Annotated in this window: 22 protein-coding genes and 4 pseudogenes; 9 read left to right on the plus strand and 17 right to left on the minus strand. The window is 60.2% G+C overall.

What is annotated here, in order from left to right:
* Positions 1 to 26 precede the first annotated feature (26 nt).
* The 4 genes and pseudogenes from ACFQT0_RS31735 to ACFQT0_RS23575 all read right to left on the minus strand — a co-directional run.
* Positions 27 to 1,240 (minus strand): annotated as a pseudogene (locus ACFQT0_RS31735) (bifunctional phosphopantothenoylcysteine decarboxylase/phosphopantothenate synthase); the annotation flags it as partial.
* 152 nt (positions 1,241 to 1,392) lie between these two features.
* On the minus strand, positions 1,393 to 1,740 hold the full coding sequence (locus ACFQT0_RS23565) for a DNA-directed RNA polymerase subunit omega (RefSeq protein WP_068197730.1): 348 nt from the start codon (positions 1,738 to 1,740) through the stop codon (positions 1,393 to 1,395).
* 13 nt (positions 1,741 to 1,753) lie between these two features.
* Positions 1,754 to 2,590, minus strand: a complete 837-nt coding sequence (locus ACFQT0_RS23570) for an outer membrane protein assembly factor BamD (RefSeq protein WP_380205480.1) — start codon at positions 2,588 to 2,590, stop codon at positions 1,754 to 1,756.
* A 228-nt stretch (positions 2,591 to 2,818) separates the two neighbouring features.
* On the minus strand, positions 2,819 to 4,438 hold the full coding sequence (locus tag ACFQT0_RS23575) for an OstA-like protein (protein ID WP_380205481.1): 1,620 nt from the start codon (positions 4,436 to 4,438) through the stop codon (positions 2,819 to 2,821).
* A gap of 108 nt (positions 4,439 to 4,546) precedes the next feature.
* Here ACFQT0_RS23575 and tilS point away from each other — a divergent pair, with 108 nt between their 5' ends.
* Entirely contained in the window at positions 4,547 to 5,878 is a 1,332-nt protein-coding gene (gene tilS, locus ACFQT0_RS23580; RefSeq protein ID WP_380205483.1) for a tRNA lysidine(34) synthetase TilS, read from the plus strand.
* A 34-nt stretch (positions 5,879 to 5,912) separates the two neighbouring features.
* Here tilS and ACFQT0_RS23585 read toward each other — a convergent pair whose 3' ends face one another.
* Positions 5,913 to 7,271: an alpha-amylase family glycosyl hydrolase gene (locus tag ACFQT0_RS23585; protein WP_380205484.1), complete on the minus strand. Its 1,359-nt coding sequence runs from the start codon at positions 7,269 to 7,271 to the stop codon at positions 5,913 to 5,915.
* 299 nt (positions 7,272 to 7,570) lie between these two features.
* Between ACFQT0_RS23585 and mdh the strand changes: the two genes are divergently transcribed.
* Positions 7,571 to 8,509 (plus strand): malate dehydrogenase, encoded by a 939-nt coding sequence (gene mdh, locus ACFQT0_RS23590; protein ID WP_380205486.1) that lies wholly within the window; start codon positions 7,571 to 7,573, stop codon positions 8,507 to 8,509.
* 147 nt (positions 8,510 to 8,656) lie between these two features.
* On the opposite strand, the gene ACFQT0_RS23595 is transcribed toward mdh, so the two are convergent.
* The 9 genes and pseudogenes from ACFQT0_RS23595 to mutL all read right to left on the minus strand — a co-directional run.
* On the minus strand, positions 8,657 to 8,944 hold the full coding sequence (locus tag ACFQT0_RS23595; protein WP_380205488.1) for a hypothetical protein: 288 nt from the start codon (positions 8,942 to 8,944) through the stop codon (positions 8,657 to 8,659).
* Positions 8,945 to 8,959: 15 nt separating this feature from the next.
* A complete protein-coding gene (locus tag ACFQT0_RS23600; RefSeq protein WP_380205489.1) occupies positions 8,960 to 9,652 on the minus strand; it encodes a hypothetical protein in 693 nt (230 codons plus the stop codon).
* A gap of 131 nt (positions 9,653 to 9,783) precedes the next feature.
* Positions 9,784 to 10,149 (minus strand): DUF4870 domain-containing protein, encoded by a 366-nt coding sequence (locus ACFQT0_RS23605; protein ID WP_380205490.1) that lies wholly within the window; start codon positions 10,147 to 10,149, stop codon positions 9,784 to 9,786.
* On the minus strand, positions 10,110 to 10,403 hold the full coding sequence (locus ACFQT0_RS23610) for a helix-turn-helix domain-containing protein (RefSeq protein ID WP_380205491.1): 294 nt from the start codon (positions 10,401 to 10,403) through the stop codon (positions 10,110 to 10,112). Before ACFQT0_RS23610 ends, ACFQT0_RS23605 begins: the two co-directional genes overlap by 40 nt.
* A gap of 34 nt (positions 10,404 to 10,437) precedes the next feature.
* A complete protein-coding gene (locus tag ACFQT0_RS23615) occupies positions 10,438 to 11,346 on the minus strand; it encodes a rhomboid family intramembrane serine protease (RefSeq protein WP_380205493.1) in 909 nt (302 codons plus the stop codon).
* A 94-nt stretch (positions 11,347 to 11,440) separates the two neighbouring features.
* Positions 11,441 to 11,866, minus strand: a complete 426-nt coding sequence (locus tag ACFQT0_RS23620; protein WP_380206187.1) for a hypothetical protein — start codon at positions 11,864 to 11,866, stop codon at positions 11,441 to 11,443.
* 37 nt (positions 11,867 to 11,903) lie between these two features.
* A pseudogene (locus tag ACFQT0_RS23625) lies at positions 11,904 to 12,194 on the minus strand (rhomboid family intramembrane serine protease); the annotation flags it as partial.
* 115 nt (positions 12,195 to 12,309) lie between these two features.
* On the minus strand, positions 12,310 to 12,861 hold the full coding sequence (locus ACFQT0_RS23630; protein ID WP_380205494.1) for a hypothetical protein: 552 nt from the start codon (positions 12,859 to 12,861) through the stop codon (positions 12,310 to 12,312).
* A 421-nt stretch (positions 12,862 to 13,282) separates the two neighbouring features.
* Positions 13,283 to 14,353, minus strand: a pseudogene (gene mutL / locus ACFQT0_RS23635) (DNA mismatch repair endonuclease MutL); the annotation flags it as partial.
* Positions 14,354 to 14,672: 319 nt separating this feature from the next.
* On the opposite strand from mutL, the gene ACFQT0_RS23640 reads away from it, so the two are divergent.
* From ACFQT0_RS23640 to bshA, 4 genes are all read left to right on the plus strand, one after another.
* Positions 14,673 to 16,877 carry a glycoside hydrolase family 3 N-terminal domain-containing protein gene (locus ACFQT0_RS23640; protein WP_380205495.1) on the plus strand — a complete coding sequence of 735 codons (2,205 nt, stop codon included), beginning with the start codon at positions 14,673 to 14,675 and terminating at the stop codon, positions 16,875 to 16,877.
* Entirely contained in the window at positions 16,762 to 17,637 is an 876-nt protein-coding gene (locus ACFQT0_RS23645) for a serine hydrolase (protein ID WP_380206118.1), read from the plus strand. The genes ACFQT0_RS23640 and ACFQT0_RS23645 overlap by 116 nt, the downstream gene beginning before the upstream one ends.
* 78 nt (positions 17,638 to 17,715) lie before the next feature.
* Complete coding sequence (locus ACFQT0_RS23650; protein WP_380205496.1) at positions 17,716 to 18,447, plus strand: outer membrane beta-barrel protein; 732 nt, start codon at positions 17,716 to 17,718, stop codon at positions 18,445 to 18,447.
* Positions 18,448 to 18,598: 151 nt separating this feature from the next.
* The gene (gene bshA / locus ACFQT0_RS23655) at positions 18,599 to 19,735 is read left to right on the plus strand and encodes an N-acetyl-alpha-D-glucosaminyl L-malate synthase BshA (RefSeq protein WP_380205497.1); all 1,137 of its coding nucleotides are present in this window, start codon (positions 18,599 to 18,601) and stop codon (positions 19,733 to 19,735) included.
* Between the two features lie 213 nt (positions 19,736 to 19,948).
* Here the strand turns inward: bshA and ACFQT0_RS23660 are convergent, their stop codons facing one another.
* Positions 19,949 to 20,485 (minus strand): DUF7935 family protein, encoded by a 537-nt coding sequence (locus tag ACFQT0_RS23660; protein ID WP_380205499.1) that lies wholly within the window; start codon positions 20,483 to 20,485, stop codon positions 19,949 to 19,951.
* Between the two features lie 228 nt (positions 20,486 to 20,713).
* On the opposite strand from ACFQT0_RS23660, the gene ACFQT0_RS23665 reads away from it, so the two are divergent.
* From ACFQT0_RS23665 to ACFQT0_RS23675, 3 genes and pseudogenes are all read left to right on the plus strand, one after another.
* A complete protein-coding gene (locus tag ACFQT0_RS23665; protein WP_380205500.1) occupies positions 20,714 to 21,061 on the plus strand; it encodes a HesB/IscA family protein in 348 nt (115 codons plus the stop codon).
* Between the two features lie 119 nt (positions 21,062 to 21,180).
* Positions 21,181 to 23,376, plus strand: a pseudogene (locus ACFQT0_RS23670) (penicillin acylase family protein).
* Between the two features lie 71 nt (positions 23,377 to 23,447).
* Complete coding sequence (locus tag ACFQT0_RS23675) at positions 23,448 to 23,639, plus strand: hypothetical protein (RefSeq protein WP_380205501.1); 192 nt, start codon at positions 23,448 to 23,450, stop codon at positions 23,637 to 23,639.
* Between the two features lie 75 nt (positions 23,640 to 23,714).
* Here ACFQT0_RS23675 and ACFQT0_RS23680 read toward each other — a convergent pair whose 3' ends face one another.
* Positions 23,715 to 24,221 (minus strand): phosphoheptose isomerase, encoded by a 507-nt coding sequence (locus tag ACFQT0_RS23680; protein ID WP_380205502.1) that lies wholly within the window; start codon positions 24,219 to 24,221, stop codon positions 23,715 to 23,717.
* Positions 24,222 to 24,433: 212 nt separating this feature from the next.
* A complete protein-coding gene (locus ACFQT0_RS23685; protein WP_380205503.1) occupies positions 24,434 to 26,536 on the minus strand; it encodes a glycoside hydrolase family 97 protein in 2,103 nt (700 codons plus the stop codon).
* Positions 26,537 to 26,558: the final 22 nt, after the last annotated feature.

Genomic DNA, 26,558 nt, shown 5'->3' on the forward strand with positions numbered 1-26,558 from the left:
ACGCAAAACCGACGGCAAATTGTTCAGGCCGCTTGCGTTGGCCCAAGGTAGCGGCAATGTCCACGTTTTTCACCAGCTCCAGAGTCAGCGTTTCGCCCGATTTCTTGATTTTTTCGGATGCTACGTGCGCCGGGCGGTAGTCGGCCACGGCCGCCGCAAACACCCACACATCGGCCGCATCTGCCACAGCAGAAGCCGCCGCAAACATCTCCGCCGCCGTCTCCACCCGCACCGTGCGAATGCGCGGGTTGCTAGGGTCGGGCAAGCTGCTGGGGCCGCTCACCAGTGTTACATCAGCGCCCTGGGCTGCAAAAGCTTCGGCCAGGGCGTAGCCCATTTTGCCCGTCGAGCGGTTGCCGAGGAAGCGAACGGGGTCCAGGGGTTCGTAAGTTGGGCCAGCGGTAAGGAGAACGTGCATGGTTTGAATAAGGAACGAGGAATAGGCGAACGATAAAGCTCCCCTCCTTTTTTAAGGAGGGGACGTTGCCGCGCTAGCGGCAACTGGGGTGGTTGCATTCGTTGAACGACACCCGAACGACTTGGGCTGGCATCGTTCGGGTATCGTTCAACGAGGGCAACCACCCCACCAACTTGGCAGTTGAGCGTCCCCTCCTTAAAAAAGGAGGGGAGCTTTGACCGTCCATTCCTCATTTTTCACTCCTCATTAAGCGTAGCGTCAACTCCGCCACTATTTCCTCGGGCTCGAGCATGCGGCCGGGGCCGGTCAGCCCACTGGCCAGCTCCCGCTGGGCGAGTCAAACACGTGGTTACCGAAGGACAGCAGCCGCGCCAGATTCTGCGTCACGGCCGGATGGGCGAACATGTCCACATCCATCGCCGGGGCCAGAAACACCGGGCAGCGGGCCGATAAGTAGACGGCGCAAAGCAGATTGGGGCACAAGCCATTGGCCAACTGCCCAATGGTATTGGCACTGGCGGGCGCAATCAGCAGGGCATCGGCCCAGAGGCCCAGCTCCACGTGGTTGTGCCATTCGCCGGCCGCGGCATCACGCAAAAAGCCCGTCAGGACGGGCTTTTTGGAGAGCGTGCCCAGTGTGAGGGGCGTCACGAAAGCCGCCGCGGCTTCAGTGAGGATGACCTGTACCTCGGCTCCGGCCTTGACGAGCAGGCGCGTGAGTGCCGCAGATTTGTAGGCTGCAATGCTGGCGCTTACGCCTAGCAGAATGCGGCGGCCTTGCAGTGTGGAGGGAGTCAGGTTGCTGGGTACTGATTCGGACATGAAAACTTCGTTTTCTTAACAAGAACGTCATGCTGAGCGAAGCTGAAGCATCTCTACCGCGCAAGTAATTCGTTTACTCTCGTGGTAAAGATGCTTCGGCTTCGCTCAGCATGACGTTCTTATTGATTACCTGAAACAGGCAACCGGAAGCCTTAGAACAGCTCGCGGGGCACCGGAATCTCCTCCGGCTCGGGCGTGGTATACTGAATTTTGCCTTGCAGGAACTCCTCGATGGCCAGGCTGGTGGGCTTGGGCATGCGCTCGTACTGCTTGGAAACCTCGATTTGCTCGCGGTTCTCGAACACTTCCTCCAGGTTGTCAACGGTCGACGCGAACTCGGCCAGGCGGTCGTTCAACTCTTCCTTCAGCTTCACCGACAGTTGGTTGGCGCGCTTCGAAATCACGGCAATGGCCTCGTACACGTTGCCGTTGTCGCCGGTGATGTCGGCCACGTTGCGCGTGATGATGGAGCTCGACGGGGTGTTGGGATTAGGTTTCATGGGCTGATATTAATTACAAATTAGTTGGATGCCGCCGCGGGGTCGCTTTCAGCTTGATAATTTGGGCCTGGCTCACGTCGTACATGTCCTGGGCCGCTTTCAGGCTTTTGCTCTGCGGATAGGCGTCGATGAACTGCTGGTAAAAGCTCACGGCTTCCTTAAACCGCTCGCTCTGCTTGGATTCCACGCTTTCCTGGGCCCAGGCGTACTGGGCGCTCAGGCGCAGAAAAGCCGCCTGCTCGGCAAAGGCCGACGCCGGATACTGCTGCTGGAAATTGGTGAGGGCCACCACGGCTGCCTGGTTATAGCGTAGCTGGTAGTACAGCTTGGCGCTTTCAAACGCCTTGCTTTCCAGCTTCTTCTGCAGCTCCTGCGCCATGCTCTCGGTCTCGGCCTTGAACTTGCTTTCGGGGTAGCGGTTCAGAAAGTCCTGGATGGACTCGAGCGCCGACACCGTGTTGGTTTGGTCGAGCTCAAAGCCCGGCGAGTCGAGAAACAGCGACTTGGAGTTCAGAAACGCAGCCTCCTCAGCGTATTCGGAGTTGGGGTACGTGTCGGTAAACTGCTTGAAATAGAACGAGCTCAGCACGTAGTTGCGCTGCTTGTAGTTCGTATTGGCAAAGTAGAACTGGGCCTTCTCGGCCTCGGGCCGGCCCTTGAGCAGCGGAATCAGGTCTTCGAGCAGGGTACCGGCCCGGAAGAAGTCGCCTTTGTCGTAATATTTTACGGCAGCTTCGTACTTCTTATTAACGTCGGTGCTTTTCAGCAGGCGCTGGTAGCTGCTGGCACAGGAGCCCAGAACGAGCGTACTAATCAGCAGAAAGAGAACCGTAAGGCGGGAAATCGGCATAAGGGGTGCAAAGGTAACGATTTGAGCCGGCGAAGGCAAACGGGCGGCTGCTTCCGGTGGGCCCGCCGGGAGCAAGAGCGCCCGCGGGGCTAAAGGTTGCAGCTAGCGCTGCGGCTTAGTGCTGGCGGCCGGCAGCCTGGAAGCCGGCGCGGAGGGCGCTGGCTTTGGTGCGGCAGTCGGCTTGGGAGTGGTGGGGGTGGCAGGAGCTTTTTCGGGGGAGTCTTGGTTTTAGCCGGGCGTTTGGCGCTGGGCTTGGCCTTTTTCTTGGCTGCGGGGCGCTTTTTGGGGCGGTCGTCGAACTGCTTGCCCAACACCTGGCGGCGGGTGGGCCGTTCCTTGGCGCGCCAGTTGAAACCCTTCAGGCGCTGGTCGTCTTCTTTCAGGCTCGTGGGGCGGAATGAACCTGGCCTCCGGGTTTGAGAGCACCGTTATTTTATTGAGCTTGCTGTCAACAAACAGCAGCCGCATGTTGGCCGACAGCACCCGGTTCATGCCCGTGGTGGCGGTGTCGTTGTCCAGGGCGTAGAAGATGCTTTCCGCGTTGCCGAGCACGTCCACGCGGCGCAGCTTGTTGTCGCGGAAGTAGGCCATCATGTTGCGGCCCTTGGTCTGGTTGAAGTTGAGCAGGGTATCCTGGTCCGCGGCAAAGGCGTTGCCGTACAGCCGCATCTCGTCGATGCGGCCGCGCTTCGAGCGGATTTGCATGGAGTCGGCGGTGAGCTGGTTTTTGGCCTGCCACAGCACCGGGTCCTTGCTCAGGTAGATGATGCTGTCCTGTCGGTCGTAGGTCAGCGAGTCGCAGATGCCCTGCAGCACTCCCCGGAAGATTTTCACCTTCGGGTAGGCGTACAGCACCGTGCGGGTGGTGGTTTGGCCGGGGCGGGCCTCCACGCTCACCAGGGTATCGGCGGCCATGTACAAGGTATCCTTCTCGCTGATGTTGCGCACCACCGGCCGGCCGCCGTAGAGCTTGGTGCGGCCCAGGTTGCGCCAGTACCGGCCCACGTCGCCGCGCAGGGTCAGGTTGTCTTTCTTCGAAATCAGGGTCACGTGGCCGCGGGCCACCCCATATTGTTTCAGCTCATCGTACACCAGATAATCGCCGCCCAACAGGTAATTGGGTGTATCGATTTTGGCATTTTTCTGGAAGTTCGACACCCGGGTAATGGTGTTGTAATTCCCGCCCTCAGCATACAGGTTGCCCTGTTTGCCCTTGATGCGCGTAGGGCCGTCGAAGTAGGCAATTTTCGAGACGGTGTTGTAGCGCAGCAGGTCGTTGTTTAGCTCAGAATCGGGCGTGACGAGGTGCACGTTATCCGTAAACACGAAAACCTTGGAATTGGTATCGTAGAAGCCTTGCTGGCTGTCGAGGGTGTTTTGGGGGTCGGTGAGGTGGCCGGTTTCGGTGTAGGAGGCCGTTTTGCGGTTGAGGTCGTACACCAGGCTGGGCGTGGTCAGGGTCATGCGGGTGTCGCGCATCACCACGTTGCCCACCATGCGGGCCGTGCGTTTATTGCCGTCGTAATAGCCCTTGTCGCCGGTAATGGTCATGGTGTCGCCCTGCACCACCCGCACATTGCTGAAGGCTTCTACCTCGTTACGTTCCAGGTACTGGTAGGCCGAATCGCAGTACAGAAAAGTGTCTTCCTGCTTTAAACTAACAGCGCCGAGAAGCTTGCGAATTTTCACCCCATTGACTTCGTCACCCTTCAGAAAGTCGGCGTGCAACAGCTCAATACGGCCGCCTTTGGCCGCGGCTGGGGGCGTCGCCGCCGGGCGCGGGCGCTGGGCCTGCCCAAGCAGCGGCACCAGCACAAACAAAAGCAAAAAGACGCGGGAGAAGGACATTCGGTAGTCAAAGGTACGGACGGGGCCCGCCCTAACGGCCATCTTTGCACCGTAGTACCTGGAGCGTACCTCACCCCTGGCTCGGGTTCGCCCATATGTTATTTTATTATGCTTGATACCGTTCGCCGCTTCATTGAGGAGCACGCTCTTTTTTCCATCGAAAACGACGCCATACTAGTCGCCGTCAGCGGTGGGCTCGATTCGGTGGTGCTGCTCGACATTCTGCATCGCCTCGGGGTGCAGGTGGCCGTGGCGCACTGCCACTTTGGCCTGCGCGGCGAAGATGCCGACGCCGACGAGCAGTTTGTACGAAAGCTGGCCAAGCAGTACGGCCTCCCCTACTTCGCCGAGTTTTTCCAGACCAAGGAGTTTGCCGAGCAGGAAGGCATCTCGACCCAGATGGCGGCCCGCTTCCTGCGATACCGCTGGTTTGAGCAGGTGCGCCAGACCCAGGACCTGGCCTACATCGCCACGGCCCACCACCAGCGCGACGAGGCCGAAACCATGATTCTGAACCTCACGCACGGCACCGGGCTGGCCGGGCTGCACGGCATTCAGGTGAAAAACGGCCACGTGGTGCGCCCGCTGCTGGGCGTAGGGCGCGACGACCTGCACGACTACCTGGTGGAGCGCGGCCTGCGCTGGCGCGAAGACGACAGCAACGACAGCCCCGTGTACCAGCGCAACCTGCTGCGCATCGAGGTGCTGCCCGTGCTGCGTGAAATCAACCCCAACCTCGACCAGACCATGCACGGCACCGCCGAGCGCGTGGGCGGCGCCGAGGAAATCGTGCGCCGCTACGTGGAAGACACCACCGCCCAGGCCCGCCGCGACGAGGCCGAAGTGACCTACCTCAACATCTCGACTCTGCAGAAAACCGCTGCCACCGCCCTGGTGCTGCACGAAATCCTGCGCCCCTTCGGCTTTTCCTGGCTGATGGTGAAGGACATCGTAGCGGCTTTCCCCGGCGAGTCGGGCCGGCGGTTCGACTCGCCCACGCACCGGCTGGTGAAGGACCGGGAAAACCTGGTTATCACACCGCGGCGGCTTTCGCAGTTCGGCACCTTCCAGCTCACGGCCGGGCAAACCGACCTGCTGGCCGACGGCATGCGCCTGCGGGCCGAGCTGCACGACGACGCCAGGCACTTCATCATCCCGCGCTCGAAAAGCACGGCCGCGCTCGATGCCGACAAAATAAAATTCCCGCTCACCCTGCGGAAGTGGCAGGAAGGTGACTGGTTTATGCCCCTGGGCATGAAGGGCAAGAAGCTGCTCAGCGACTTTCTCATCGACCAGAAAGTCCCGCTCAACCTCAAAGACGACGTGCGCGTGCTTACCTCCGCCGACGGCAAAATCTGCTGGGTGGTGGGCTGGCGCGTCGACGACCGGTTTAAAGTAGAAGACACCACGGAGCGGGTGCTCACCGTGCAGCGGCTGTAAGGCAAGCTGCCGCCCCGTGGGGTACTACTTGCACTTATTTCTTCAGCACCAGGTAGCCGTAGGCCGCTAGCGAAACCTGGTTGCCCAAGGTCACAGAGCCGCCTTGCAGGGCGTTAGTCCACGTGGTGCCAACCAAAGCAGCCGGCACAGAGTACTGCTGGGTACTGTTGCGCACATTGGCCAGCACCAGGGCTTGCTCGGCGCCCGCGGTTTTGGTGAACGCGCAGACGTCGGCCGAACTGTACGCGGTGGGGGTGCCGCGGCGCAGGGCCGCGCTGCCGGCGCGGGCCGCGAGCAGCTGCTTGTAGGCGCGCGTCACGGCGGGGTTTACGCCCCAGTTCACTTTCACCGACGTGAAGGGGAAGGGGATGGCCGCGGTCATGCCAGCTTCCTGGCCGTTGTACACCATGGGCACGCCCTTGTAGCACGAGGCAATGACGAAGGCCGACATAGCCCCCGCGTTGCCGTTGAAGACGGCCACCGGGGTGCCATCGGAGCCGTTCACGTCGTGGTTGGTGGTGTAGCGCACCACTTGCTGGGTGCCCGAGGCGTTGACGTATTCGCTGCTGTTAAGGGCGTCGAAGGTCGTGGCCGGCGCGCCGTTGCGGAACACGCTGCGCAGGCCGCCGTAAAAATTAAAGCCAAAATTGTAGTCGAAGCCGTTGTTGAAATTGGCGGTGCGGGTGCCCTCGGCCAGCAACAGCAGCTTGTGCGATTTCACGTTGCGCAGGGTGTCGGTGGCCTGCTGCCAGAAAAAGACGGTGGGAGCATCGGCGTAGTCGAAGCGAAACCCGTCGACGTTGGCCGTGAACACCCACGATTTCATGGCGGCAATCTGCGCCAAGCGCATGGGGGCACTGTCAAAATTGAGCTGGGCCACGTCGGTGTAATTGGTGTTGGGTGGGCTCTGGATGGTGCCGGCAGCATCGCGCAGGTACCAGTCGGGGTGGCCCGTAATCCAGCCATGGTCCCAGGCGGTGTGGTTGGCCACCCAGTCCAGCATCACGCTCAGGCCGCGAGCGTGGGCGGCATCTACCAAAGTGCGCAGGTCGGCCAGGGTGCCGAACTCCGGGTTCACGGCTTGGTAGTCCTTCACGCTGTAGGGCGAGTTCACCGATTTCACGGCCCCAACGGGATAAATCGGCATTAGGTACACCACATTCGCCCCTAGGGCCTTGATGGAATCGAGCCGGGCCGTGACGCCCGCAAAGTTGCCGCCCTGGCTAAAGGCCCGCATATTTACTTGATAAATAACAGCGTCTTCCCGGTTGGGCACGCCGGCGAAGGGGGTGCCGTATTGCGGGGGCGTCGGGATTCCGGTTACAGGTGGGGTGACGGGGGCCGGCGCGGGCTCCGATGTTTTGCAGCCCGTTACCAGGCCCAGGGCCAGCACCAGGGCTAGGCTATTTTTGAAAGCAGCAGATATAAATGCTAGCATGCAGGAATAAAATAGTTTGGTTGACTTTACGGTACAGGTCGCTGCGAAAGGTAAGCCGGTCGCAAAAGGTTCGGTGCGGCTCAATAAGCAGCTCAGGATAGCGCCAGCCTTAGCCCCGGCAAGGTACCTACGGCTGAACCGCTCTATGCGTACAGCCTGGGTTGTGGCGCCAAAATTTTGGCACAGCCCGCCGCGGAACAGAGTTTCGCGGTACTTTTGCCTCAGTACCTCCCTTACATTCTAACTCCATCCCAATGAAAGTTACCGTAGTCGGAGCCGGCAACGTAGGCGCAACTTGCGCCGATGTGCTCGCCACCCGTGAAATTGCCAACGAAATTGTTCTGGTTGACATCAAGGAAGGTATTGCCGAAGGCAAAGCCCTCGATATCTGGCAGAAATCCCCAATTATCGGTTACGATTCGCGCACGGTCGGCGTCACCAACGACTACGCCCGCACGGCCGATTCCGACGTGGTGGTTATCACCTCGGGCCTGCCCCGCAAGCCCGGCATGAGCCGCGACGACCTGATTTCGGTAAACGCCGGCATCGTGAAGTCGGTAACCGAGCAGGTGGTGGCCCACTCCCCCAACGCCATCATCATCATCGTGAGCAACCCGCTCGACGTGATGACCTACCAGGCCCACCTCACCTCCAAGCTGCCCCGCGAAAAGGTATTCGGCATGGCCGGCATCCTGGACACGGCCCGCTACCGCGCCTTCCTGGCCGAGGCCCTGAACGTGAGCCCCAAAGACATTCAGGCCGTACTCATGGGTGGCCACGGCGACACCATGGTGCCCCTGCCCCGCTACACCACCGTGGGCGGCATCCCCGTTACCGAACTCATCGGCAAAGCTGAGCTCGACGCCATTGTGCAGCGCACGGCTGTGGGCGGCGGCGAGCTGGTGAAGCTCATGGGCACCTCGGCCTGGTACGCGCCCGGCGCGGCTGCGGCTCAAATGGTGGAAGCCATCGTGCGCAACCAGCGCCGCGTGTTCCCCGTGTGCCTCGAACTGCAGGGCGAGTACGGCATCAACGGCGTGTACCTCGGCGCCCCGGTTATCCTCGGCAAAAACGGCATCGAGCGTGTGATTGAGCTGCAGCTCAACGACGAAGAGAAAGCCATGCTCGAGACCTCGCGCGGCCACGTGAAAGAAGTAATGGAAGCACTGGACAAAATGGGCCAGCCCGCATAGTTGCTGCGTTCAAACAGCTGAAAAAGCCCCGCCGATAATTCCGGCGGGGCTTTTTTATTTCAATGCGAGGTAGAGACGCATACTTGCGTCTCAGGGTCTGCGCTGTTTGGACGTCATCGTTCAACGAGGAGACGCAAGTATGCGTCTCTACAGCGCGGCAGTGGTAGGCTGCACCACTCCAAATCGCCCGCCTTTCACATCGAAAATCACGGTTTGCTGGCTGAAAGGCTCGTTGCCCAGCATGCCGCCCATGCCGGAGAAACGCATCAGCATTTTGTCCAGGAAACCGGAGCCTTCGATGTAGGTGACGGTGCGCAGCGGCACGGTTGAGCCATTGATTTGCAAGTCGGCGGCGGTAGCCACGGTGTGGGCCGTCAGCGTCTTGCCCCAGGAGTTGACGCCGGCGGTACGGGCCACGGCGTTGGGCTGAGCCATTTGGTGCCAGTTCGATTAGGAGGTTAATAGGGCAAAGGCGCTGCTGCCGGAGTCGAACAAAAGCTGCTGCGGCTGGCCTTGCAGCCCAACATTCAGCAACACGCGGCGCTCTTTGAACTCCAGGGGCACGAAGGCGGTGCGGCGCAGCAGGCTATCGGGCACGCTGGCAGAGAGGGTGAAACGCTGCCGGGCATAATCGATGACCAACACGCGGCCGTCCAGCAGGTCGGCGCCCAGGGTGCCGATTACAAACGGGGCGGTGCTGTCGGCCGGGAGGGTCGCGGCGCTGGCGTACGGCCGCACCCGGATTTTGCGGGCCAGCACTTGGCCATGGCCCAGGGCGAAGGTGAAGTTGCGGATGGTATCAGCGTCGGCCAGCAGCGCCGAGCGGGTGGCGGGGTACTTGGCGCGCAAGGCGTCGAGCGCATTGCTTTTGAGCAAGGAATACGGCGCCCCGGTGTCGAACTGCAGGTAGCAGGTGCGGGGGCAGCCAGGCAGCGAAACTGGAACCAGCAACGCCGCGTGGGGCATGGCGCGGTGGTCCACAGTATCGGCCTCCCAGGCAAAAGTGCCGGTGGCGGGCAGCTGGCTTACGATGAGCTGATTGGCCGGCGCCTGAAATTTTTTGCTCATGTAGAAGTAGCCGCCGATGCCACTTAGAACGAACAGCGCGAAGATGGCGAGCAGGATTTTGGGCAAAGCTTTCATGGGCAGCAGTGGGGTTGAGTTGATGGCTCAAACCTAACCGGCCTCCTACCCCATTCCCTGCGTCAAAATGACGTCATTTTGCCGCCACTTTGATTAACATATTCATTATAAATGCATTACGATTAAGTAACCTACAACCTAATGCGGTACACATCCAGGCGTCCTTGGCGCAGCATCAGCTGGTTGTAGCCCACCGTCACCACGTTGGCCAGGTAGGTGAGCACGAGCACCGCGAGAAAAAGGCCCGTCAATACCACCCCGAAATAGTGGAACGCTGCGGCCTGCAGCAACAGCGCCATCATGTAGGTAAAGAAGCTGGCCACCTGCCACAGCATCTGGAAGCCGAGCACCCGGCGGCCCAATTCGGCTACGTGCTCGGTGTCGTGGCGGTGCTTGCGCCAGAGCAGGTACGGAATCAGCAGGTTGAGAAAGGGGAAGACCAGAAAGCACAGCGCGCTCAGGTTGAGCAGCTGCAGGAACGGCGGGTCGGAGCGCAACTGGGGCGGGGCTGCCGGGGGTGCAGCACGGGCTCCGGCTGCGGTGCGGGTTCGTCTTCGGCAACGGCGCGCAGCGCTTCGAGGGGCACGTCCAGGGCGGTGGCCAGCGCCTGCATGGTATGGCCGCGCGGTACGGTTTCGCCCTGCTCCACCCGCTGGATGGTGCGCAAACTCACGCCCGACTGTTCCGCCAGCAGCTCCTGCGAGTAGCCTTTGCTTTTGCGGAGGGCCAGAATGCGAGCGGCAGAAAACATGCAGGGCGAAAAGGGTCCGGGTGGGCCGGTAAAGCTACTGCTGGCTGGCCCGGAAGAGCTTCTGCTTTTCTTCCTTCGACAGGCTCTCGTAGCCGGAGCGCGAAATCTTGTCCAGGATGGTATCAATCTCATCCTGCAGGGGCTGGCCCGCAGCGGTCGGCTTCTTGCCGCTGCTCGTGGAGGTAGCCGTCACGGGCTCAGGCCGGCGCGTGGTGCTCACGCGCATGGCGGGCCGGCGGCTGAATATGTTGCTCACAAAATTGCCCACGGCCTGCACCGGGCGGCCCAGGTCGCGGCCCGCCTTGAGCTGTTTTATAAACAGAAAGCCTATCAGGGCCCCGCCCAGGTGGGCAATTTCGCCGCCGGCGTTGCCGCCGTTCACCCCCGCCAGCGAAATCAGCACCACCACGGCCGCAATCCACTTAATCTTAACCGGCCCGATGAGAATCAGCATGAAGGTGTAGTCGGGCAGCAAGGTGGCGGCGGCCACGATGATGGCCGTTACCGAGGCCGAGGCGCCAATCACGGGCGAGCCCACGGCGGGCTGAAACGCGGGAATGAGATTGTAGCTGGCCAGGAAAATAGCCGCACCAGCCAGAGCACCCAGCACATAAATGCTCACCAGGCGCCGGTCGCCGAGGTATTCGCGCAGCAGCTGGCCAAACCAGTAGAGGTTGAGCAGATTGAACAGGATGTGGAAGAAGCCTTGGTGCGTGAAGGCATAGGTGAGCAGCGTCCAGGGGTGGCGCAGCAGCACCGGCAGCGAAGACGACAGCTCAAACTGCCGCATCACCGGCGGGTAATAGGCGCTGGCGCTGCTCACCGTGAGGATGGTACGCAGCACAATAAGACCCGCAAACACCAGGATATTCAGCAGGATGAGCTGCATCAGGGCGTTGTCGCGGCGACTAAAGGCAGAGCGGATGTCTTGAACGATGCTCATGGCACGAATTAAACGAATGTGATGATTACCACCAAGTAGCGAGCAAAACCAATCAATACTTTAATAAAAACGCTCTCTGCCGCCCTCCCAGAATTTAACTACGAAGAACCCTATCACGAGGCCACCGAGGTGGGCAAAATGGGCCACGTTGTCGCCGGGTGTGCGATGTACGCCGGCGTACAGGCTCGTAGGCCGCATACATGAAAACAAAGTATTTCGCTTTAATCGGAAACGGAATAAACAGCAGAAACAATTCGGTATTCGGGAATAAATAAGCGAAGGCGAAGAGCAGGCCAAAAAGTGCCCCGGAAGCGCCCAGCATGCCCGATTTGTAGCTCTGCTCCACTACGGCGTCCAGGGCGGTATTGGCCGAGCTGATGTACTCCCTGTCGTTGGGGTTTTTGGTCATTTCGGCCGCTACCTGCTCGAAGCCCTTCTGGTCGGGGAAATTCTGACGGAAAAACTCGGCCAGGTTGGCGCCCGAGGGGTCCTGGCGGAACTCCTGCTGCGCCTGCTCCATCTTGTTCAGGCTCGTAGAAGCGCACGCCTTCGTAGAGCAGCCCGGCCCCTATCCCGCATATCAGCCAGAAGGTCAGAAACCGCGCCCCGCCCCATCGCTGCTCCAGCAGCGGCCCGAAGGAAATCAGGCCAAACATGTTGGAAAAGAGGTGCCCCCAGCCGCCGTGCAGGAACATGTAGGTAAAGAACTGCCACGGATAGAAGTAGGGCGAGCCGATGGGGTACAGGCTGCCCACCTGGGTAATAAGAGGCAAGAGGCTGGATTGAGCTACAAAAAACACGATGTTCGCAATCAGCAGGTTGCGAACAGTAGGGGTCAGGTTGAACATGAAGCGAATAATGGCTCCAACGGGAAGCTGGAGGAACGTGGAGCGGAGTTGGGCCAGCAAAGCTAGCGGCGCAGGCGGGCCCTCCCCTAAAAGCCGGAGCAGGCCGAAAGGTTACTTACGGAAAAAGTCGGCCAGCCTGCTGCCCGTCCAGCAGCACCAGGGTTTTGCGGCCGTCGGGCGTGTAGCCGGGGGTTTGGCAGGCAAACAGCCGGTCGGCCAAGGCGTTGAGCTCGGACTCGGGCAGGCGGGTGGTGGCGGTGCCGGCCGCCACGCGGCGGGCCAGGGCGCGGGCCAGGCTTTCGCTCTGGTCGAGCTTGAGCGGTCCGGCCGTGGTGCGAAACTGCTCAATCAGGCTTTCGAGCAGTTCCTTTTCGTCTTGCGCCGGCATGCCGGCCGGGATGGCTTCCACGGCAATGGTGTTGGGCCCAAACTCGACGAAGATGAACCCCAGCGCGTGCAGCGGCTCGGTGAGCTCGCGCAGCACGGCAAAATCGGCGGGGCTGAACGTGACGCTTCGCGGAAACAGCAGCGTTTGCGAGCTGCCCACGGCCCGGCTCAATTCCTGGCGGTACTGCTCGTAGAGAATGCGCTCACGGGCCGCTTCCTGGTCTATCAGCAGCACGCCGGATTTTACCGGTACCAGCACGTAGCGCTGCTGCACCTGCACGGCGCGGCTGCCCGGGCCGGCACCGTCCCGCTCCCGGGCAACCGGCTGGGCAGGTTGCACTTCGGGCATGGCGAAGCCCAGCGGCAGCCCCTCGCTGTCCGTAGCCGCCAGCTCGCCAGAAGCCGGGGCTTCGAAGCTGCGCATGGTGGCGGTGTCCAGCGTGGGCTCGGGCTTCACGGGCTGGCCCAACTCGCGGTAGAAGGCTTCGAGGCTCGCGGCGGGCCTGCTCGGTGGGGCGCGGCGGCAGTTGCCGCTCGTAGCCGTCGCGGCGGGTATCAGCATTAAAATTCGAGAAGCCCGAGCTGCCCGACGACGAACGGGAAGCCGGCGCGGCCGGCGCATCGGGGCGGTAGCCGTCGCTGCTGGCGGCGCGGGCGGCCGGGGTGGCGGCGGGCAGGTGGTCGTCGGCCTCGGTGGGTACCTGGCCGGTGCCTTTGCCGGTGCGCAGGGGCCGGATGGGCGCAAAATTCACGTCGCCGTCGAAGTCCAGTGAAGGCGCAATGTTGTGCAGGCCCAGGCTTTGCTTCACGGCGGCGCGCACCACGGCGTACACGGTTTTCTCGTCTTCGAACTTGATTTCCGTTTTGGTGGGGTGCACGTTGATGTCGATGGCCTTGGGGTCCAGCTCCAGAAACAGCACGTAGAACGGATGCGTGTCGCGCGCCAACAGGCCTTCGTAGGCCGACAGTACGGCGTGGTTGAGGTAGGCCGAGCGAATGAAGCGGTTGTTAACAAAGAAAAACTGGTCGCCCCGGCTTTTCTTCGACGACTCCGGCTTGCCCACGAAGCCCTTCACCGAAATGGAGTGGGTCACTTCCTCGCAGGCGGCTAGCTGCTCCTTGTAGCCGTTGCCCAGCAAGGCCACGATACGCTGGCTCAACTTGCCGGCGGGCAGGCCAAAAACTTCGAGGTCGTTCTGGTACAGCGAAAACGCAATGTGCGGGTTGGCCAGCGCCACGTGCTGAAACTCGTCGAGGATGTGCCGCATTTCCACGGCGTTGCTCTTGAGGAAGTTGCGCCGGGCGGGCACGTTAAAAAACAGGTTCTTCACGGCGATGCTCGTGCCGTCGGGGCAGGCGGTGGGCTGCTGGCTGGTTACCTGCGACCCTTCCACGAGCAGCAGCGAGCCGGTCTCATGCTCGCGCTGCTTGGTCCGGATTTCGACCTGGGCCACGGCCGCGATGCTGGCCAGCGCTTCGCCTCGAAAGCCCAAAGTGCGAATGCGAAACAGGTCCTCGGTTGAGCGGATTTTGCTGGTGGCGTGGCGCTCCAGGCTCATGCGGGCGTCGGTGGGCGACATGCCGGCGCCGTTGTCCACCACCTGCACCAGCTGCTTGCCGGCCTCTTTTACAATGAGTTGAACCTGTGCCGCCCCGGCGTCGACGGCGTTTTCCAGCAGCTCCTTTACCACAGAGGCGGGGCGCTGCACCACCTCGCCGGCCGCAATCTGGTTGGCGAGGTATTCGGGGAGCAGGTGAATGATATCGGGCATGGAAGGGGCGCACGCTTCAGCTTGCGCTAGAGAAGACAAAAAGAGCTAACCAGCACGTCGACAAGCGGAAACGCGACCGGCAATAACTGGAAATTGGCCGCGTTTTAAACCCGGGACGGGGTTTTCTGCGTAACTTCGCGGCCCAGTAGCGCAACTTCGGCATGAAATTTTCGGGCATTTGCCACGGCCATTTCGCCTCGGAGCGCGCCACGTTCGGAACCTCCAAACCCAGGCGGCAGGTTCCGCTGTTAACCACGACAAAAGTACGGCCTTTGCGGCCCGTTTGCCCTTGAACCCACCCACCAACCCCACGGGGCTGATGCGCATCCCTCTTCAGTTAGGCCTTCTGGCTTTGCTGTTGGCCACGGGTCTGCTGCTGTCGTTTTCCGAAGTAAAAAAGCTGCCGGCGGACCCCCTGCCGACTTCCCCGGCCGAGGTGGCCTGGGTCGACAGCGTGTTCAACTCGCTCACGCCCGACCAGCGCCTGGGCCAGCTGTTTATGGTGGCCGCGTACTCCAACAAGGACCGCGCCCACTTCAACCGCATCGAGCAGATGGTGCGCTACCAGAACATTGGCGGCGTGATGTTTTTGCAGGGCGGTCCCAAGCGCCAGGCCCTGATGACCAACCGCTTGCAGGCCGCCGCCAAGGTACCGCTGCTCATCGCCATGGACGCCGAGTGGGGCCTCGACATGCGCCTCGACTCCTCGGCCCACTACGCCAAGCAGATGACGCTGGGCGCCATGGACGACCCCAAGTACGTGTACCAGATGGGCCGCGACATTGCCCGCAAAATGCGGGCTCTGGGCGTGCACATCAGCTTTGCCCCCGTAATTGACGTGAACTCCAACCCCGGCAACCCCGTGATTGGCAACCGCTCGTTTGGCGAAGACCAGGAGAAGGTGGCCAAGCTGGGCGTTCAGTACATCAGGGGCTTGCAGGAAAACGGCGTGATGGCAGTGGCCAAGCACTTTCCGGGCCACGGCGACACCGACACCGACTCGCACGTGTCGCTGCCGGTCATCAACACCGACATGGCCCGCCTGGCCAAGGTAGACCTGGTGCCATTTCAGCAGTCTTTTGAAGCCGGGGTGATGGGCGTGATGGTGGCCCACCTCTACATGCCGCTGTTTGACACCACCAACGCCCAGACCACGACGCTTTCCCGCGCCCTGGTCACTGACCTGCTCAAGGACAAGATGGGGTTTAAAGGCCTGGTCTTCACCGATGCGCTCAACATGAAGAGCGTGAGCAAGCTGTATAAAGACGGGGAGCTCGACGCCCTGGCCCTGGCTGCCGGCAACGACATGTTGCTGTTCTCGGAGAACGTGCCGGTGGCGCTGCTGCGCATTCGCGAAGCGGTGGCGGCAGGTAAGCTTAAGCAGGAAGAGTTGGACCTGCGCATCAAAAAGATTTTGCGGGTGAAATATTGGGCTGGCTTGGCCAAGTACCAGGCCGCCCGCGTGCCCACCCTGCGAGACAGCCTCAACCAGGCCAACACCAAAGTGCTGGCTCAAACCATTTTTGAGCACGCCGTGACCGTGGTTAAGAACGAGGACAAGCTCCTCCCCTTCCAGCGGCTCGACACGCTGCGGATTGCGGCCATCACCATCGGCACGCAGGCCGAAGGGCCATACGCCACGATTTTTAATAAATACCAGCCCGGCCCGGTGTACGCCGTGCCCAACCGCTACGCCGACGACTCCACCTTTACCCGCATCGCGGCCCGCCTCAACGCCTACAACGTAATCGTGGTGAGCCTGCACGCCATGAACAACACGCCCAGCCACAGCTACGGCATCGGCGACGGCGCCTTGAGGTTCATCAAGAAGCTGCAGGCCAACCCCAAGTTCAAAACGGTGGTGGTGGCCATGGGCAATGCCTACGGCTTGAAATACCTAGAAGACGCCCGCACCCTGGTGTGCGGCTACGAAGACCATTATGCGGCCCAACTGGTGGTGCCGCAGGTATTGTTTGGCGCGCTGCCGGCCCGGGGCAAGCTGCCCGTCACGGTGTCGCCGACGCTCAAAGTGCTAGCCGGCATAGCCACGCCTGAATTGAAGCGCCTGCGCTACGCCACGCCCGAAAGCCAAGGGCTCAACTCACGCGTGCTGGCTCAGATTGACAACATTGCGCTGGAAAGCCAGACTTACGCCGCCTCCCCCGGCTGCCAGGTGCTGGTGGCCAAAAACGGCACCGTGGTGTTCGACCAGAGCTACGGCTACTGCACCTACGACCAGTCGCAGCCCGTGACCAACAGCACCTTGTACGACCTGGCTTCGGTGACCAAAGTGGCCGGCACCCTGCAAGCCGTGATGTACCTCAAGGACCAGGGCAAGCTCAACCTCGACGACAAAGTAGCGGCCTACCTGCCCGAGCCTGGCCCGTACCAACAAGCGCGAAATGACCGTGCGCGATGTGCTCATGCACCAGGCCGGCCTCAAGCCGGGCATCCCCACCTGGGAGCGCACCGTGAACAGCAACGGCCTGAAGCCGACGTTCTACGCCAGCATCAGGTCCGATGAGTTTCCCAACGAGGTAGTACCCGGCGAGTACAGCACCAAAGCCGCCGACGACTCCGTCTGGGCCTGGACGATGCGCTCGAGCCTGCTGCCCAAAATCAAGGGCAAGTACCCCACCGAGTATTCCGACCTGAGCTTTATCGTGATGAAGCGCCTGTGCGAAAAGATTCTCAAGCAGCCCATCGAAGGCTTCCTGCAGGATAATTTCTACCGCCCGCTGGGCCTGGGCAGCATGACCTACAACCCGCTGCAGCGCTTCCCGAAAAGCTGCATTGCGCCGACCGAAAACGACACCTACTACCGTCGCGAGCAATTGCAGGGCAGCGTGCACGACCAGACGGCGGCCCTGGTGGGCGGCGTGGGCGGCCACGCCGGCCTGTTTGCCACGGCCAACGACCTGGCCGTGCTGATGCAGATGAACCTGCAGAACGGCACCTACGGCGGCGCCAAGTATTTCCAGTCGCCGGTGGTGTCGGAGTTTGCCCGGCCCCAGACGGCGGGTGGGCGGCGCGGCCTCGGCTGGGACCACGGCGACCCCCGCAAGCCCGAAGGCCCGACCAGCAACCTGTCGCCAGCCAGCACGTTTGGCCACACCGGCTTCACGGGCACCTGCGTGTGGATGGACCCTGAGAATCAGATTCTCTACGTCTTCCTCTCCAACCGCGTGTACCCCAACGCGGGCAACAACAAGCTGCGCCAATACAACATCCGCACCCGCATTCACGACGTGATTTATAAGTCGCTGGCGGCCGGCAAGAAGTAAGCGCAGCGCCCACGCAACCTTTAGGTACGCGTGGCCCTCATGGCGGTAAAGCTCTTTTAATTTAGCTTAGACCGCACCATGAATCTATTCGCAATTTTTCTACTGGCAGCGCTAGCGCTGCTGAGCGCGGCCACGGCTTCGGCCCAAGCCAAGTTTCACCTGGGCCTGCGCGGCGGAGGTAATTGGGCTACCACAACGCTAGATAATGCCAGCAATGGGTCCTATTCCGGGTTTAGCCACTCGGCTGATAAGTCTGCCATGTATGCCTGGCAGGCGGGAGCGGTGTTGGAAGTGGCTTTCAATAAATTCGCCTTGCAACCGGCCTTGCTGTTTTCGCAAAAAGGTGAGCGGTTCCACACGTCGGGTTACATTAATGGGTTTGTAGGCACGAGCGGTTTCGATACCGAGAGCACCAACCGCTATAATTGGCTCGAAATGCCCTTAAATGCGGTTTACACTGTGCGAGGCTTTCAAGTGTTCGCGGGACCTTACCTCGCGGTGGCCGTTGGGGGACGGCAAAAAGGTACGACAACTCGGTTTTCGCCTTTCGTAAGGTCTGCTCCTGAAAATTTCACTCAAGAAATTGAGTACGGTTCCCAAAGCACCAACCGACGCGTTGATGCGGGGGTCAACATGGGCATCGGCTACCGGCGGGGCGCCACGCAGGTGCAGTTGGGCTACGGCCTGGGGCTGCGCAACCTGCACCAAATCAACCCATACCAGACCTACGACTTGGCGCATGACTTCCCTGCCGATGCCGCGTACAACCGCGTTGTGCAGCTGACGGGCACTTACTTCTTTGGGCTGTAGCTGTACCGGTGCTTTGTTGCGGCCCAGTTAGTAATGGTAGCTTGCGGACCCTTCGCTGGTTTAGTTCGGTTAAAATTCAGCTCAACTTCCCAACATCCCGGCCCGAATCTGGTTACGCAAAACGTGAAGCTCCTTTTCGCGTTACCTTCTTATGAACATCGGCATCGTTTGTTATCCCACGTTTGGCGGCTCCGGCGTGGTGGCCACGGAATTGGGCAAAGCCCTGGCCCAACGCGGCCACCGGGTGCATTTTATCACCTACAGCCAGCCGGTGCGGCTCGACTTCTTCAACGAAAACCTCTTTTACCACGAGGTGTACGTGCCGGCGTATCCGCTTTTTCAGTTTCCGCCCTACGAGTTGGCCTTGACCAGCAAGATGGTCGACATCGTGCAGAACGAAAAGCTCGACGTGCTGCACGTGCACTACGCCATTCCGCACGCATCGGCGGCGTACATGGCCAAGCAGATTCTGCGATCCCGCGGCATCCAGATTCCGGTGGTCACCACGCTGCACGGCACCGACATTACCCTCGTGGGCAAAGACGCCAGCTTTGAGCCGGTGGTCACGTTCAGCATCAACCAGAGCGACGGCGTGACCTCGGTTTCGGCCGATTTGCGACGCGAAACCTACGAGTACTTCGCCGTGGAGAAAGACATCACGGTGATTCCCAACTTTATCGACCTGCATCGCTTCAAGAAGCAGGACAAGAGCCACTTCCGGGCAGCCATCGCGCCCGAAGGCGAGAAGCTGCTGGTGCACACCAGTAACTTTCGCACCGTGAAGCGCGTGGAAGACGTACTCCGAATCTTCGTGGGCGTCCGGGAGAAAATCCCCGCCAAGCTCCTGCTTGTGGGCGACGGCCCCGACCGTAACCGCATGGAAAAGCTGGCCCGCGACCTCGACGTGCATCGCGACCTGCGCTTCCTGGGCAAGCTCGAAGCCGTGGAGGAAGTGCTAAGCGTGGGCGACCTTTTCCTGATGCCATCCGAAAACGAAAGCTTCGGCCTCGCGGCCCTCGAGGCCATGGCCTGCGAAGTGCCCGTGGTGAGCACCAACGCCGGCGGCATTCCTGAGCTAAACGTGCACGGCGTAACCGGCATGATTAGCGCAATCGGCGACGTGGAAGACATGGTGAAAAACGCGCTCTACGTGCTCGACGATGAAAACCTGCCCCGCTTTAAAGCCGCTGCCCGCGCCCGCGCGGAAGAGTTTGCCGTAGACAAGATTGTCCCGCTGTATGAGGACTGCTACCAGCGGGCCATTGAGGCAGTGGGTGTGACGGCTTAACAATTGAGCACCAAACTCCCCTCCTTATTTAAGGAGGGGATGTTCGAGCCGCAGGCTCAGACGGGGTGGTTGAGCCGTTGAACGAGGTATAAACGAGTTGAGTTGGAATCTTTCAGCCACCTGTCGTTCGGGCATCGTTCAACGAATGCAACCACCCAAGCTCAACTTGGCAGTTGAGCGTCCCTTCGTTAAAAAAGGAGGGGAGTTTTTGTTCTAAAACAGGCCGGCGGCCTCGTTTTTCACCACGGCCAGGGCCTGGGCGGTGGGTTCGGCACCGTCCATCATCAGGCCTTCCAGAATGCGCTTGGCAAGCTCGGTGCCGCGGGCCTGGCCTGGGTTCTGGATGCCGTGGAAGGCGCGGTTTACCATCGTGAGCACATTTTCCTTGGCTTCTTTCACCATCGTCCAGGCATCGCCGGAGATGTATACCTGCTGCGAGAGGTTGTGCTCGTATTCGGCCCGGATTTCCTGCTGCAGCAGGCGGTGAAAGTCAGGGGCGGTCTGGCCGGCGCTGCTCAGACGCACCAGGATATTGTTGGGCGAGATGCGCTCCAGAAAAAGCACCACCCGCTCGTAGGCTTGCAGGCGGAGCGGCAGGGTGGTTTTGTTGTTTTCCAATCGCAGCTCAATCAGGCGCCGCTGCTGCTCTTTCTCCAAAAACTGCTTGAATAACAAATAGATGACTCCTGCCACGATGAGAGCGGGCAGTATGATTTTGAGCAAATCGAACAGATAGGTGGAAGAATCCATAAGTAGCGGCGGTGAGACGGAATAGAGCGGGAAGGTAATTAGAGCCTTCAAACGAAACAGTTGCTGGTTTCGCGTGAAGCGTCCACGCCTGCCCGCCAGCAACACCCGCAAACTTACGGCGTGAACCACGGCCCCCCAACTGCTGTTTCTACCCCGACGCTGTGCCGCGAGCGACTCCGGCAGCCGCTGTATCTTTGTCGTCCACCCAGTTTTAACATCGCCTTTCTTATGGCTACCGTTGCCACCCTCGCTCCCATTACCCTCACCGACCGCGCGGTGGTCGAGGTGAAGAATATCATCCAGGAAAAGAACGTGCCCGCCGACTACGGCCTGCGCATTGGCGTGCAGGGCGGCGGCTGCTCGGGCATGAGCTACCTGCTCGGCTTCGACAAAGCCAAGGACGCCGACGAAACCTACGACCTCGACGGCCTGAAGCTCATCATGGATAAAAAGCACGCCATGTACGTTTTGGGTATGGAAGTCGACTTCCAGGACGGCCTCAACGCCCGCGGCTTCGTCTTCAACAACCCTCAGGCCAAGAGCACCTGCGGCTGCGGCTCGTCGTTCTCGGCCTAACCCCTCCGTAACGAACAGCTCCCGCTGATTGTAACCTTAGAATGAAAAAAGCCCCAGCCAATAGGCCGGGGCTTTTTTCATTTACTTTAGCGTCGTCTATCTCACCATTCCCTGATTCGATGCGTCAATTATTTATGCTGGTGGTGCTGTTGTCGGCTTCCTCCGCTCAGGCACAGAAATTCAGTTCGCAGGAGCTGGCACGCTGGAAACAACAGGCCCAGCAGGTTTCCATTACCCGCGATACGTATGGCGTGCCGCACATCTACGGCAAAACCGACGCCGACGCGGTGTTTGGCCTGCTTTACACCCAGTGCGAAGACGACTTCGACCGGGTCGAGATGAACTACCTCGATGCCATAGGCCGCTTGGCCGAAGTTGAAGGCGAAGCGTCCCTGTACCACGACTTGCGCGCCCGCCTGTTCATGGACAGCACGCAGGCCATTGCTATCTACAAAAAGACCCCACCCAGCATGAAGGTGTTGCTCGACGCCTTTGCCGCGGGCACCAACTACTACCTGGCCACCCACCCCACCGTGCAGCCCAAGCTGCTGCGCCGCTTCCAGCCCTGGATGCCGCTCATGTTCAGCGAAGGCAGCATTGGCGGCAATATCAGCGTGGTGAGCATCGAGCGGCTCAAGGCCTTTTACAGCCAGAAGAAGTCCAGGCTCGTGGATAAACACCGACTTTGAAAAGAAGGAGCGCGAGCCGGTGGGCTCCAACGGCTTTGCCATCGCTCCCAGCAAAAGCGCCAGCGGTAATGCCCTGCTGCTTATCAACCCGCACACTTCGTTCTACTTCCGCTCCGAGGTGCAGATGGTGAGCCAGCAGGGCCTGAACGCCTACGGTGCCGTGACCTGGGGCCAGTTTTTTGTATACCAGGGCTTCAACCAGAACTGCGGCTGGATGCACACCTCCAGCCAGGCCGACTCGATGGACGAGTACCTCGAAACCATTGAGAAAAAGAACGGCGCGTTTTACTACAAATACGCCGGCAAGCTGCGGCCCGTGCAAGTGCAGAAAGTGTCGTTGCCTTACCGCGACGGCACCAAAATTCTACGCAAGGAATACACCATGTACCGCACCCACCACGGCCCCATCGTGGGCCAGAAGACTGATAACCAGTGGGTAGCCGTGCGCATGATGAACGAGCCGCTGGCGGCCCTGCAGCAGTCGTACCTGCGCACCAAAGCCACCGGCTACACCAGTTATCAGGAGGTGATGAAGCTGAACGGCAACGCGACGAACAACACCGTTTTTGCCGATAACAAGGGCAGCATTGCCTACTGGCATGGCAATTTCATGCCCAAGCGCGATGCTAAGTTCGACTGGAACCAGCCCGTAGACGGCAGCACCCCCGCCACCGAGTGGAAGGGTTTCCACAGCGTAAAGGAGCTGGTGCAGGTGCACAACCCCGCCAGCGGCTTCATCCAGAACTGCAATTCCACGCCCTATACCGTAGCGGGCCCCAGCAGCCCAACGCCAGCCAAGTTTCCCAAGTACATGGCCCCCGACGCCGAAAACTACCGCGGCCTGAACGCCGTGCGCGTGCTCAGCCGCAAGTCCGTTTTCACCCTCGACACTCTGATTGCGGCCGCCAACGACCCGCACCTCGCCGCCTTCGACGACATGCTGCCGCCCCTGCTCACGGCGTACCAGCCCACCTCCGTCGAGAAAGCCGCCACGCCGGCCATGGCGGAGGCCATTGAGCTGCTGCGCACCTGGAACCACAACTACAGCTCAACTTCGGTAGCCCAGACGGTGGCCATTTATTGGGCCGAGCGCCTGCTGACCAAGGCCCGGGCCCGGGTCCCGTCGGCTCAACCGCAGCAGGACTATATCAGCTTTACCAAATTCGCCTTGGCCAACACCAGCCCGCAGGAAAAACCGCGGCCCTGAGCGAGGCGCTGGAAGACCTCACCCGCGACTTCGGCACCTGGAAAATTCCGTGGGGCGACATCAACCGCTACCAGCGCCTGACGGGCAAGATTCAGGAGACCTACGACGACCAGCAGCCCAGCCTTCCCGTCGCCTTCACCTCTTCGTCCTGGGGGTCGTTGGCTGCCTTCGGAGCCCGCGCCTACCCCAGCACCAAGAAGCGCTACGGCAACGTGGGCAACAGCTTTGTGGCCGTAGTAGAGTTTGGACCGCGCATCAAAGCGCGCTCCGTGGTCACGGGCGGGCAAAGCAGCCGTCCGGGCACTCCGCACTTCACCGACCAAGCTCCCCTGTACACCGCCGGCCGCTTCAAAGAAGTAAGGTTTTACCCTGAGGACGTGAAGGCCAACGCTGAAAAAACGTATCACCCGGGTGAATAGATCTATTGCCCCAACTTCGTCAGCGAAGTTCTATCACCATTAGGCTAAACAATTAAATCCCAGTCAACATCATGGACATTAAATATTTATCTGACGACAGGGGAAAAATCACGGGTGTCTTCATTCCCATTGAAGACTGGGAACAGCTCAAGAAGCAATACCACATCGACGAGAAAGCTCCCGCGGACTCCGGGGCCAAGCTACAGCAGTCCCTAGCCGACGCGTTGAAGAAGGCAAAGCCATCGGATGCACCAGAGAAGTAATCGCCCCCGTTTCAATCGTTAGGCACAAAAAAAGCCCGGCAATGCCGGGCTTTTTTGTTGTGTTAAGGTAGGATTTTAACGCCCAAAATCGTCCTGTACGCGCACAATATCGTCTTCATCCGAAGGCTGATTGGCGTCGGTGTGCTGCCAAATTTCGGCCAGCACGCCCCACTGCATCAGGCCGACTAGTCGGTGTCGCTCGCCTTGCTGCATTGTGATTCTATCGCCGACCTGGTAGTTTTTCACCTCGCCCTGCTCGTCAGTAAAGCTGGTGGCTACTCCTACTGGCCCTTGAACAACTTGCCATATTTCGGCACGTCGGTGGTGGTATTGCCACGACAATCTTTGTTGTGGCGCTACTATTAATACCTTAGGGCTCAATCTACCGGAAGCTTTCAACTGCTCAATAAACCTACCGCCGAAGTAGGTAGCAGCGAATAGCTGCGCCTGGTCTTCCTGAATAACAAAGAATCCACCCCAGGGGCGGTTTTCATCCCGCTTTTCGATTATAAATCCCTGCTGCTGCAGCTGAGCAGCTATTTCTTGGAATATGGCTTGTTTTGGGTCGTCAACCTTCTGCATAAATACTTGGCCTTTCGCCTTAACAACTATCACCCTTTAAAATAGATGGTGAAGTACCGAGGCAGGTTTTTTTAGGAAAATCAGGCGCTGGGCACACTTTCCCAGTTATGATTTATCATCAAAGCTTATTATCGTCGCGTTTACGAGCAATTAGGAGTAGTGGCCATATGTATTTTGACAAAGAAGAACTTTCGAATACGCTACCAACTGTTTTACAACCCCTTAAAGCTAATAGCTGCACCTCCCCCAGCGGCCATTTGCAGTTTTAGCGCCGACTTACTGGTTACCTGCACTTTCCGAATCTGGTAAGCCATGGGGTTCTTTTCCCAGTCAGCGTTTTTTCCATCGGCGTAGATGGTGGCGGTGTAGCGCCGGCCGGGCGTGAGAAAATTGAGCTTCACGGTTTGGGTGCGCGCCTGTTCGTCGGTGATGGCGCCGAGGTACCATTCGTCCTTGCCCTTGGCCCGGCGGGCGATGGTGAGGTAATCGCCGGGCTCGGCGGCCAAGATGCGGGTGTCGTCCCAATCCACCGCCACGTCCTTGATGAATTGGAAGGCATCCAGGTGCTTTTCGTAGGCTTCGGGCAGGTCGGCGGCCATCTGCAGGGGCGAGTACATGGTGACGTACAACGCCGCCTGCTTGGCCAGGGTGGTGTGTACCTGCTTGTCTTTGTTACGCTCGGGGTTCCAATCCTCCAGCTTGATTTGGAAGATGCCAGGCGTGTAGTCCATCGGGCCGCCCATGAGGCGGGTGAAAGGCAGGATGGTTTCGTGCTCGGGCGGGTTACCGCTGCTCCAGGCGTTGAACTCGTTGCCGCGGGCGGCTTCGTTGGCCAGCCAGTTGGGGTAGGTGCGGTGCAGGCCGGTGGGGCGCACGGACTCGTGCATGTCGACCATGAGGCGATTCTGAGCCATTTGGTCGGCCACGTGCACGTAGTGGTTCACCATCCACTGGCCGTCGTGGTGCTCGCCACGCGGGATGATGCGGCCCACGTAGCCGGTTTTGGCCGCATCGTAGCCGTGGGCCTTCATGAAGCGGTAGGCCGCGTCCATGCGGCGCTCGTAGTTTGTGACCGAACCCGAAGTTTCGTGGTGCATGATGAGCTTCACGTTTTTGCCGGCGGCGTAGCGCTGCAGCTCGGACACGTCGAAGTCGGGGTACGGCGTCACGAAGTCGAATACCTCTTCTTTCCAGTTGCCGGCCCAGTCTTCCCAGCCCACGTTCCAGCCTTCTACCAGCACGCTTTGCAGGCCATTTTTGGCAGCGAAGTCGATGTAGCGTTTCACGTTGGCGGTGTTGGCGCCGTGGCGGCCGTTGGGCTTTAGAGCGGCCCAATCGGTGCCGGCTAGCTTGAGGTTGCTGGCGTCGGAGTAGTTCCAGGCGGCTTTGTTCACGTGCATCTCCCACCACACGCCAACAAACTTCTGGGGCTGAATCCAGCCGGTGTCGGCGATTTTGCTGGGCTCGTTCAGGTTCAGAATCAGCTTGGAGGCCAGAATGGCGGGGGCATTGTCGGCTACCACGATGGTGCGCCACGGCGTGTGCTCAGGCGTTTGCAGGTAAGCTTTGGCTCCGGTGGCGCTGGGCACCAATTGGCTGCTCAAGCCGAAGCTTTGGGTGTTCACGTTCAGCATCATGGCCGGGTAGTTCACCAGCGCGGCCTCGTGGATGTTGAGGTACAGCCCGTCGTCGGCCTTGAGCATGAGCGGCGTCTGCACGGTGGTGGGCGCCGATTTGAGCTGAATCGGCTCAATCGGCGTGGTATTCACCGCGTTCAGGCGGGTGGTGCTGTAGGTGTATTCGTTGGAGTCGTAGTCGCCCGGAATCCAGAAGGCCTTGTGGTTGGCGGGCAGGTTAAACTCGGTTAGCTCGTCCTGCACGGTGAAATACTTCAGGTTGTCCTGGGCCGGAAACTCGTAGCGGAAGCCCAAGCCGTCGTCGAATAAGCGGAAGCGCAGCACCAGCTGCCGGTTTTGCACGGCGGCCTGCTGCACGGTCACGGCCAGCTCGCGGTAGTGGTTGCGAATCTGTTTTACTTCGCCCCACACCGGCGTCCAGGTGTCGTCGTGCACACTGGAATCAATTTTGGCAATGGTAAAGCCCTTGTCGAAGCCCGGCTGGCCTTGCAGCAAAATGGCCAGGCGGCTGGGCTTCACCACGGGTTTAGCGCCGAAGCGGAGCTGGTAAGTGGGCTCTCCGGCGGCATTGAGCTGAAACTGCAGCGTCAGCTTGCGGTCGGGCGAGTGGATGGTTTGGGCGTGACTGCTGACACCGAAGCTAATTAGTGTCAGGCAAAAGCATAACCTTGAAATCATGAGAAATAAAAAACGCTTACCA

This window comes from Hymenobacter humi (assembly GCF_042665855.1).
In the GTDB taxonomy this organism is placed as follows: Bacteria; Bacteroidota; Bacteroidia; order Cytophagales; family Hymenobacteraceae; genus Hymenobacter; species Hymenobacter humi.